Origin of the sequence: Chitinophaga sp. OAE865, assembly GCF_040546735.1 — a bacterium.
GTDB lineage: Bacteria > Bacteroidota > Bacteroidia > Chitinophagales > Chitinophagaceae > Chitinophaga > Chitinophaga polysaccharea_A.
The window spans coordinates 5,302,900-5,313,912 of the sequence record NZ_JBEPOF010000001.1 but is presented as its reverse complement, the minus strand read 5'-3'; the positions used below and the strand labels follow the sequence as shown (position 1 = coordinate 5,313,912).

Genomic DNA, 11,013 nt, shown 5'->3' with positions numbered 1-11,013 from the left:
TCATCAGCCCCGGATGATGGCGTGCATACATTAACCCAATGTATGCATAATATAACTATCGTATGACTATTGATAAGGATAACGTTGAAGATATTATTTCCCTGTCTCCTACACAGGAAGGCGTATTGTTCCAGTATCTGAAGAACCCTGCGGAAGACAGGTACTTTGAGCGGGTGAGCCTGGATATCAGATTTGCCTGTGATGTACCCGGGTTTACTGCAGCAGTTGAAAAGATCACTGCGTTAAATGAGAACCTGCGCTGTGTATTCAGATGGAAAGCACTTTCCCAGCCGGTAGCCATTTATCTCAAAAAACAAACGCCGGATATATTTTATAAGGATCTCTCCGGGGAAGGTACCCTGGTAACAGGTTTTCTGGAAGAAATGATGCAACAGGATTATTCCAGGGGATTCGATCTTGAACAGGTGCCCTATCGTTTTATGTTGTATAAACTGGGAGAAGAACATTTCAGACTGGTGTTAAGTTATCATCATATACTGTTAGATGGCTGGAGTAGCGGTATCCTGCTACAGGAACTATTTGCATGCTGGATGCCACAGGTGCCGTCTGTTGATAACAAGTTAAAAAGGAAAGGACGTTTTAAGAATTTTGTAGATAGGATATTGAATGTAGATCATGCGCAAAGTGCCGGTTTTTGGGAAGGATATTTAGCAGATGCAGACCAGGTGACCAGATTGCCTTACCGGCTCGAAAAAAATACCATCTCCCCGGAAACGAGGAAGGAGAGCTTTCACCTTCGCCGGGAAGAGGTACAGGACTATTGTGCCGAACATTCTTTAACAGTTGCCAATTTGATGTATGGTGTCTGGGGGTATTTACTGCAGATGTATAATTACGCAGATGTTGCTGTATTTGGAACGCCGGTGTCCGGGAGATTGTTGTCACTGAATGAGTTTGAATATACGGTCGGACTGTTTATAAATACCGTTCCCATTTGTGTAAAGGCGCAGGCAGAAAGCACGATCAGAGAGTATCTTCAGCAGCTGGGAAAAAACCTGCTGATCAGGTCGGCCTACGAAATGACCCCGCTTCGTGAAATAAAGAAAATCATAAAAAGTGAAAATGAAGAAGAACTGTTTGAGTCTATACTGGTAATAGAAAATTACCCGGTGAATGAATTCCTGAAAGGCTATCAGAAGGTGATAGATACTTCGGCTATTTCGGCTATATCTGCTAATCACTATGACCTTACCATAGAGGTTTCTTTTATGGACGGGATACAAGTGGACTTTATTTACAATGCAGCACGGATGGATACGGAAGGCGTGAAGCAAATAGCTTTGCATTTTCAAAATACCCTGGCTTACTTCCTTGAACATCCCGATCACCAATTAAAGGAGATGGATATACGGAGTCGGGAGGAAAAAGACCTGCTTGACCAGTTTAACGCAACAGCCGCACCTTATCCTGCTCATCAGACAGTGATTGATCTGTTGGAAATGCAGGTGTTGTCAGATGCCAGCCGGATAGCAATAATGGATGGAGACGTAAAATTAACGTATGGTGAATTGTTTGAAAGATCCGGTTGCGTAGCAGCTGAATTAAGAAAAAGAAGGATTGGCGCAAATGATGTGGTAGCCCTTTTTTCCATACGCTCTGTTGATTTTATGATAGGAGTGTATGGCATCTTACGGGCCGGCGCGGCCTGGTTACCAATCGATCCCAGTCATCCGCTCAAGCGGATAGAATACATGCTTTCCGATAGTAACGCCGGAATATTGCTTGTCAATAAACAGCAGCTGGACCTTGCACAGCAGGTATCTTCTTCTGTATTGCTGCTGGAAGATTGTGTGGAACCCTTAGCTGCCGCATGGGAGAAGCCGGAGGGAAGAGATGCGGCGTATATCATCTATACCTCTGGCAGTACCGGCAACCCCAAGGGAGTAATAATAGAACATGGCGCATTGATGAACCGTTTGTGGTGGATGCAGAAAATGTATCATCTGACCAGTGAAAGTGTTATTTTGAATAAAACAGCCCTCTCTTTTGATGTGTCTGTGTGGGAAGTATGCTGGTGGGCGATTGCAGGGGCCAGTGTTTGCATTCTTCCCGAAAAGATTCATAGAGACCCACTGGCAATGATCGATTGGATCGACCGGTATTCGGTGACTACGATTCATTTTGTACCTTCTATGCTCAATGTATTCCTGGAGGTGGTGCGTATTCAGAAACAGCAGGAGAAATTAAAATCTTTGCAGATTGTTTTTTCAAGCGGAGAGGCATTGAATAGCGAAACCGTTAATAAATTCAATCATATTTTTAACAGCAGGCGGCCCCGGCTCGTCAACTTGTATGGTCCAACAGAAGCCACTATTGACGTGTCTTACTACGAATGCAGTGACTTAACATATAACGGCCCGGTTCCGATCGGAAAGCCTATTGATAATATTCGCCTGGAAGTTGTAAACAGACTGATGCAACCGCAGCCGATAGGTATAGCCGGAGAGCTTTGCATAGCAGGAGTTGGTCTGGCAAGAGGGTATGTTAATAACAAACCGTTGACGGACGGGAAGTTTGTTTATCGCGGAGAGCGGCGCATATATCGTACCGGGGATCTTGCCAGGTATACGGCAGATGGTAACATCATCTACCTCGGCAGGTTGGACGATCAGGTAAAGCTCAGAGGATACAGGATAGAGTTATCCGAGATTGAACAATGTTTGTTAAAATATCCCGGTATAGAAAATGCAGCGGTGTTATTACAGGAGGCTGCGAATGGCGACAGGTACCTTTGTGCGTATTATACCGGTAAAGTAAGAGATGACCAGGAGCTCAATACATGGCTTTCAGGTTTATTGCCGGAATATAGCGTCCCGAATGTATATTACCACAGAGATGCCTTTCCTTTCAATGCCAGCGGTAAACTGGACAGAAAAACGCTCAGGCAGCCTATTGTTGCTCCCCCGAAGGCAAAGGGATCTGAGAATAATGGCCCTCTAAGCGAAAAGGAATTGTTGGTAATGAATATTTGTAAATCCGTTTTTGGTGTGAGCGGGGTTAATATTCAGAGTAGTTTTATCGCCCTTGGAGGGGATTCTATCAAGGCAATCCAGCTGCAGTCCAGGTTGGCCCGGGAACAATATTTTGTGGACATAGGCGATATTTTGAGTGCATCCAGTCTTAGTAACTTATGTAACTACATCATCCTGATGGACCATCAGCCGCTGAAAGAAGAGCCGGCGACCGGAGAAGCTCTCCTGACACCGGTACAACAACAGTTTTTCGAGACAGCATTTGAGAACCAGGATCTTTTTCTACAAGGTATTACGCTGGTATCGCGTTGTCATTTCAACAGGGAATTTGTACAGGAAGCCCTGCATCATCTGCCCTGTCATCATGATGCGCTGAGAACAACCTTTGGGAATGCAGATGGGGTGATAAGTTCATTCATTTCTCCGGAAGTATTACCGGTAAAGTTGCGAATTGTTGAACTGAACGGCAATATATCAAATGAACAGTTACTGGCCCTGACAGCAGGCCTGAGAAAAGAGATCAGTATCGCCAGGAACGAACTTTTCAAAGTATTGCTGGTGAGCACAGAGGATGCGGACTACCTGATCATGACAGCCCATCACCTGATCGTGGACGTATTATCATGGCGAATCCTTGCAGAGGATTTTGTGCTCCTTTATGAACAGCTCAAAGAAGGGAAGAAACTTCAGCTGGGACCCAAAACCAGCTCTGTGAAAAAGTGGTCCATGGAACTGCAAAACTTTGCCAAACGGCACGATGTGTTACACTCCCAAAAATACTGGATCAGGGCATCCGAAAAAGAACCACACGATACCGGCCGACTATCTTCCAAATGGAACCTGTACCAGTGTAGAGCCATTACCATATCAAAAGAAGTAACCAAAGGTCTTCTTTCCGGGTTTTGTCCCGGGTATAAAGTAAATCTTTCAGATCTGTTGATCTACGCTTTAACGAGGTCCTATTGTGAACTGTTCGGGAAACAACATATGAGTATTGCTATGGAGGGACATGGGCGGGAAAAGATAACATCCGACATTCAGCTGAACAGGACGGTAGGGTGGTTTACCGCGATTTACCCTGTGAGATTTGATTTGACAAACGATGAGGCGCCGGTTTCCGGACTGCTGAATGTAAAAAATACGCTGCAGCAGATACCGCATAAGGGATTGAGTTATGGGGTCCTGAAGTACCTGTGTGATGACCCGGCGGTCAGAAGGCAACTCTCGCAGGAGCTGCCCGGTGTACTATTTAATTACATGGGTGAAACCGATGCCGTAAATATTAACAGTAGCGGCATCTCTTATTTTATGCATGATGATGAACGCCTGGTTGCCGCAGACAACATGGTTGGATTTGGGTTAATTGTATCAGGAATTCTCCGGCAGCAACAGCTGGAACTTAAACTCAATTTTGACAGCACCAGGTATTCCCTCCAGGAAATAGACATATTGTCCGGTAAAATGGCCGCACATATAGACCTGCTATACAACAACTATAAAGGATCTTCCACAACAGCAGACATGCTGGCCGGTTTCTCTGACCAGGAACTTACTGTGGACGAGCTGGATAAAATCAAACAATTGCTGGGGTAATGTGAAAGGAATACCTAATCATAAAAATAGCCTGACAATATGAAGGAGAACCTAGAAATAAAAGATATTTATGCCTTGTCGTCCATGCAGCAAAATATGTTGCTGCATGCCCTTAATACAGATATACCTGATACTTACCATCGTCAGGTGAGCATACTGATGCATGGGGAGGTAGACCTGGATATCGTGGAGCGCACCCTGGAAGAGATCGTAAAAAGACATGATGCGCTGAGAACCGTTTTTGCTTATGAAGGATTATCCAAACCCCGTCAAATTGTAACCAGTCCACGGAAAATTCCACTTCATTATGTGGATTTGCGGGAGCTGGCAGATTATGAAAAGTTAGATTATATCAACAAGTATGAGCAGGCAGACCGGCAAAACCGGTTTGTGATTTCGAAAGATCCGCTGCTGCGGTTGGCGATCCTCCGGGTGGCTAACGATAGCTATGAATTTGTATGGAGTTATCATCATATAATACTGGATGGATGGTCGATTATTATATTGATGCAGGAATTCAATATTATTTACGACAACTATGTCAGAGGTATAAAAATAACATTGCTGGACAGTCTCCCGTTCAAACACTTTGTACGTATCCTGGCCGACAGTGACTGGGACGCGGCATCGAACTACTGGAGCGGATACCTGGAAGCATATCACCGGACGGCCAGCTTGCCTGTTCCGCGAAACAAAGAAGAAGGATCGTACATCAATGGTGAAGAGAAAATACTGCTGGGCAGACAGGAAACAAAGGCCCTGCGGCAAATGGCGGCAGACATTGGTGCAACACTAGGTACGCTGATCCAGTGTGCCTGGGGTATTTTACTGGCAAAGTATAATAATGCGGAAGACGCGGTTTTCGGTTGTGTGGTATCAGGGAGATCATTGCAGGGAATGGACTTTGAAAAAACAGTTGGGTTGTTTATCAATACGATTCCCAGAAGGATCCGCTTTGACAGAAATGAAAAGTGGAGCCAGCTATGCAGGCGCATGCAAAAGTCGGCCACCCAGTCAGAAGAATATAGTTATTACTCACTGGCAGACATCCAGTCACTGAGTCCGGTGAAGCATCAGTTAATAGATCATGTGGTGATTTTTGAAAACATGCCTTTATCCGATAGCCTATATACTACCGGTGAATTAACTGGTGAGAAAAATTTAAGGATAGGGCGGTTATCAGCCGAACAGCATACCAGCTATGATTTATCTGTGACGGTTTTTACAGAAGAAGATATAAGAATTATTTTTTCGTATAACGAAAGACGTTATAGCAGTACCCAGATGAGCAGACTGGCCGGCCATTTTAGAAACCTGCTCGGACAGCTTATACGGGAAGGAGATGTGGTGGTAGATAGTTTAAGGCTGCTCACCGCCGAAGAAGAAGAAACTATATTAAAACATGCCCATGGCCCTGTAGTTTTTCGGAAGGATGTAAGCCTGATAACACTTTTGCAGGAGTCATCTGCCAGGAAAGCAGAAAATGTGTGTGTCCGTTATGGTAAGCGGGAGTTAACCTATGCAGAGGTAGATAAACGGTCTTCACTAATGGCTGGCTTCCTCCAACAACAGATGGATGTACAACAGGGAGATACAGTGGGTGTATTAATGAATTGCTCTGAGCAGTTGATTGTTACGCTACTGGCGATTATGAAATGTGGGGCAGGTTTTGTGCCACTTGAAACAGCATCACCACAGGAGCGGATTAATTACATGCTCAAGGTGGCTGATTGTAAATGCTTCATAGGAAAGGTCGGCTGGGAAACGGCCATAAAGTCATGGGAATATGACGAGGATATCTTTTCCCCGGCATCACCTGCCATGAAAAAGACCACTGTTTGCGGTGACGATTTGTTATATGTTATTTTTACTTCCGGATCTACCGGTGTGCCAATGGGTGTGAAAATCAACAATCGTAGCGCTGTTAATTATTCTCAATGGGCAAATGAAAGATATTTTGAAGGAAGAGATCACATCAATTCCTCCATTTTTGCGCCCATCGTGTTGGATCACACATTGGCCATTTTATTTACCACGTTGTTAAGAGGCGATACCCTTGTTATATTCAATGACTCAGCACCGGTGCAGGATACATTAAGTATCCTGTTTAACCCCGATTCGGATATACAGGCTGTAAAACTACTTCCTTCCCAGATAAATTTCCTGGAACAGATGGATCTCGGAAAAACCGCAGTGCATACGGTGATAGCAACAGGAGAAGAGCTCCATCCTTCACAGGTGGCATTTTTACGGAAGCTGAATCCTGCCGTACGCATTTTTAATGAATACGGATCAAGTGAAGTGACCATTGGTTGCAGTGCTAAAGAAATCACCACTACCGCCACACCATTTACTGTTGGACGGCCAATATCCAATACCAGTCTTTTTGTATTGGATAAAAGTCTCCATGTACAACCCGTAAATGCGTTGGGAGAACTATGTGTCGCCGGTGACAGTCTGAGTGCAGGATATCTTGACGAACCTGCTACTGCCAATAGTTTCCATGTATTGAACAGCATCGGCCGGAAAATGATTTACAGAACGGGAGATGCCGCCGCCTGGACAGAAGACTATGAAGTGATATTGTCCCGAAGGACAGATGATCAGATAAAAATAAATGGCTACCGTATTGAACCGCAGGAGATATCAACACATATCTGCAGGATGGAGGAAGTGAAAGAGGCGTTGGTAACCACGGTGACGATTAATGAGGAAATACAGTTAGCGGTTTACTATGAAACGGAGATCGGAAAAGAAACCGGGGCGCATGAAATCATCGCTTTCCTCCGGTCCTTCCTGCCAGATTACATGATTCCCCGTCATTATGTAAAGATGGACGCTTTACCGTTGAATATTAACAGGAAGACAGAAAAGAACCAGTTACCAATACCCCTCAGTCAGCCTAAGGTGATCATCTCCCCGGCAAATAAAGTAGAAGAAGAATTATTACGTATATGGGCGCATATACTGGCATGGAAGCCGGAAGAGATCAGTATGACAGATGACCTGTTCCTGTTAGGCGCAAATTCCCTGAGAGTAGTGGATTTTGTTTTGAAAGTACAGGATGTAATGGAGAAACCGGTGAGTATCTCCCTCATATTTGACAACCGGACTATCAGACAACAGGCAGCGCTTATAGGCAACATGCAAACCATAAAAGCGGAACAGATCGGGAAAACAGAAAAGAAGCCATTTTATAAGCAGGCTGCCGCTCAGAAACGCCTGTTTATCCTGAATGAATTGGATAAGGAGTCATTGAGTTACAATATTTCCGCCGGATTTAATATTACCGGTAAGCTGGAGGTAAAAGAAGTGGAAGCCGCATTCCGCCAACTGATTGCCAGACATGACATACTACGGACCTCTTTTTTCGTACAGGAGGGAACCCCGGTGCAACAGGTGCAGGATAATTGCTCCTTTAACATGGAATATTATGAAGCAGGGGCTACTGATTTTGAGTCTATTAAAAAGCAGTTCTTCCGGCCATTTATACTCGACCAGCCACCATTGATCAGGGCAATGCTGATAAAGGAAGAGGATAGCAGTTATAAGTTTGTCGTAGATATGCATCATATTGTTTGCGATGGCATATCCATAAATGTTTTAGTTGATGATTTTATTAAAGCCTACCGGCAGGAACAGCTGATAGCTACAGATCTGTCATATAGTGATTACGCAGAATGGAGTATGAAAAGGGCTGACATGGACGAGTATAAGGAACATGCCGCTTTCTGGAAGCAACAATTCCTGAATTATTCAATTCAATCCGGGTTGCCGGCGGACTTCAAACGACAAGCGGTCCGGGGTTCTGAAGGGAGGCTTTGTCATTATGAACTTACCAGAAGGGAAACAGATTATCTCAGACGACTTTCTAAAAAGATGGATGTTTCTATCTATACCTTATTGTTGACATGTATCAGTGTGCTTATTACGCAACTCAGCAATGAAGAAGAAGTGGTGATTGGCACATCGGTAAGCGGCCGGAATAATCCCGCTTTAGAGCGTATGATCGGCATGTTTGTGAATACCATGGCGATGCGTATTCAGGTGAATCCGGACAAACCTTTTCCCGACCTATTGAAAGAAGTAAAGGAATTGGTGATAAAGGCACTGGAGCATCAGGACTATGCATTCGAGGACGTGCTGTCAGATTTAGGGATGCAGTTTGATCCGTCGAGGAATCCGCTGTTTGACGTCATGTTTGTTTTGCAGGAAGACTGGGAACCGCGCTTCGGTATACCGGGTGTGGTGCTGGAGCCTTTCCAGATAGATAAAGGAGTCGCGAAATTCGACCTTACCATTGAATGCGTCGACAAAGGAACTACCTTACATTTTAACCTGGAATATGCTACCGATGTGTTTAAAAAAACAAGTATTGATCGCCTCTTTGATGCGTTCAGAAAGCTGATCAGAGAGCTGGAAGAAAATGCCGGTAGTAATTGTTCGCAACTGGATTGCCTGCCGGTGCAACAGCGGGAAAAAATCCTGTATGATTTTAACAATACTTTTTCTGAATACAGCAGCGCAGCTACTATACATCAGCTGGTGGAGCGGCAGGTACTGCTTTCCGGCGATCGCACGGCTGTTATTACTGCTGAGGAAGCAGTGAGCTACGCCGCGTTGAATAGCACCGCCAACAGATTGGCGGCGTTACTCGCGGAAGTGGGGTTGCTCACGGGAATGCCTGTAGGCATCTTATTGGAAAGGTCCGTAGCAATGGTTTATTCGGTACTGGGCGTATTGAAAGCAGGTGGTGTGTATGTGCCTTTGGAAGTGCAGCAACCGGATGCACGTATCAATAGCATGATGCAGTCAATTGGGATGGGAATGATCATCGCTGATGTTTCACACTTGCATCGGCTGGAGCAAATACTCCATGTGGGCGGCAATGCGGTCCGGACTGTCATTTGCACGGGAGCATTAAAAGATTGCCCGTCCGCGTTGGTAAATGCTTTCGCTGAAAGAGGTATTCGGTTGATGACGATGGAGAATATACAGGCGCAAAAAGATGTTAATGTGGAACGAGCAGTAGGCCCTGATGATTTCGCCTATATAATACATACATCAGGATCCAGCGGCATCCCCAAAGGGGTATTGGTACGACATCAACCGGTTGTAAATACGCTGGAATGGGTGAATAAAACCTATGGAATCGGCAGTTCCGATAAACTTTTGTTCCTGACATCTCTTGGATTTGATTTGTCGGTGTATGATATATTTGGTATGCTGATGGCTGGTGGATCAATCCGGTTGGCAAAGCAGGAAGATATTATGGATGCCAGAAAACTGCTCGACATTGTGTTCAATGAAAATATAACATTCTGGGACTCCGCACCGGCAGCACTTCAACAGGTTTTGCCATTGCTGCGGGAAGCGCCTTACCGTGATATGAGAGGTGTACTCAGGCGTGTTTTCCTGAGTGGGGATTGGGTGCCGCTTTCTGTCAGAGAGGAGTTGCTGCCAAACTTTAAAGAAGTGAAGGTGACTGCTCTCGGAGGCGCTACAGAAGCGGCGATATGGTCGAATTTCTTCGATATTACGGAGATCGATCCCAATTGGCGTAGCATTCCTTACGGGAAGCCTATTCAGAATGCCAGGTACTACGTACTGGACAAACATTTAAAATGCTGTCCTATTGGTACACCCGGCGATCTTTATATCGGAGGTAAATGCCTGGCGACAGGATATGTGAATGATGTGGTGTTAACCCGCACCAAATTCTTACAAAACCCCTTTGAAAAGAATACCGTTTTTTATAAAACAGGAGACCGCGCCCGGTGGTTCGAAGATGGAAATCTGGAGTTTCTGGGTCGTACTGACTCGCAGGTGAAACTACGTGGATACCGGATAGAGCTGGGTGAAATTGAAACGCGCCTCAAAAAATATAAGGGTATTGGCGATGCGGTGGCGATTGTAAGGGATATGGGCAGCAGTCAGAAAATTTGTGCATATTATACCGCATCTGAAGAGATAAACAGTCATCTGTTGCGCGACTATCTTGCAATAGAACTGCCACAGTATATGATCCCATCATATTTTATTTGTATCAGCCAGATCCCGGTGACGATCAATGGAAAACTAGATAAAAAAGCGTTGCCGGAAGTGAGGCTGGAGGCTGAAGACCATTTGATCGCGCCGGCGGATGAGTTGGAGCGCCTGCTGGTAGAAATATGCGGTAATATTATCGGAATGGCACCGGCAGATATAGCTATGAATATGAATTTTGCTCAACTGGGAGGTTCTTCCATTGATGCTATGAAATTAGTATCCGTTATTGAGAAACAATTTTCTGTACGGCTGCGGCTAATGGATATACTTCGAATGAATAATATTTCGGAGATCGCAGTACTGATTCGTTCCGTACAGATGCTTAAAAATACTGCGCCGGTATCTGCTCACCAGGAAACCGCTGTGATCATTTAAGTTT

The 11,013-nt window shown here is 44.9% G+C and carries 2 protein-coding genes; both read left to right on the top strand.

Annotation, left to right across the window (positions count from 1 at the left end; genetic code table 11):
- Nucleotides 1-62: 62 nt before the first annotated feature.
- Nucleotides 63-4,586 (top strand): non-ribosomal peptide synthetase, encoded by a 4,524-nt coding sequence (locus tag ABIE50_RS21280; protein ID WP_209859894.1) that lies wholly within the window; start codon nucleotides 63-65, stop codon nucleotides 4,584-4,586.
- A gap of 39 nt (nucleotides 4,587-4,625) precedes the next feature.
- Complete coding sequence (locus ABIE50_RS21275) at nucleotides 4,626-11,009, top strand: non-ribosomal peptide synthetase (RefSeq protein ID WP_209859896.1); 6,384 nt, start codon at nucleotides 4,626-4,628, stop codon at nucleotides 11,007-11,009.
- The last annotated feature ends 4 nt before the right edge of the window (nucleotides 11,010-11,013 follow it).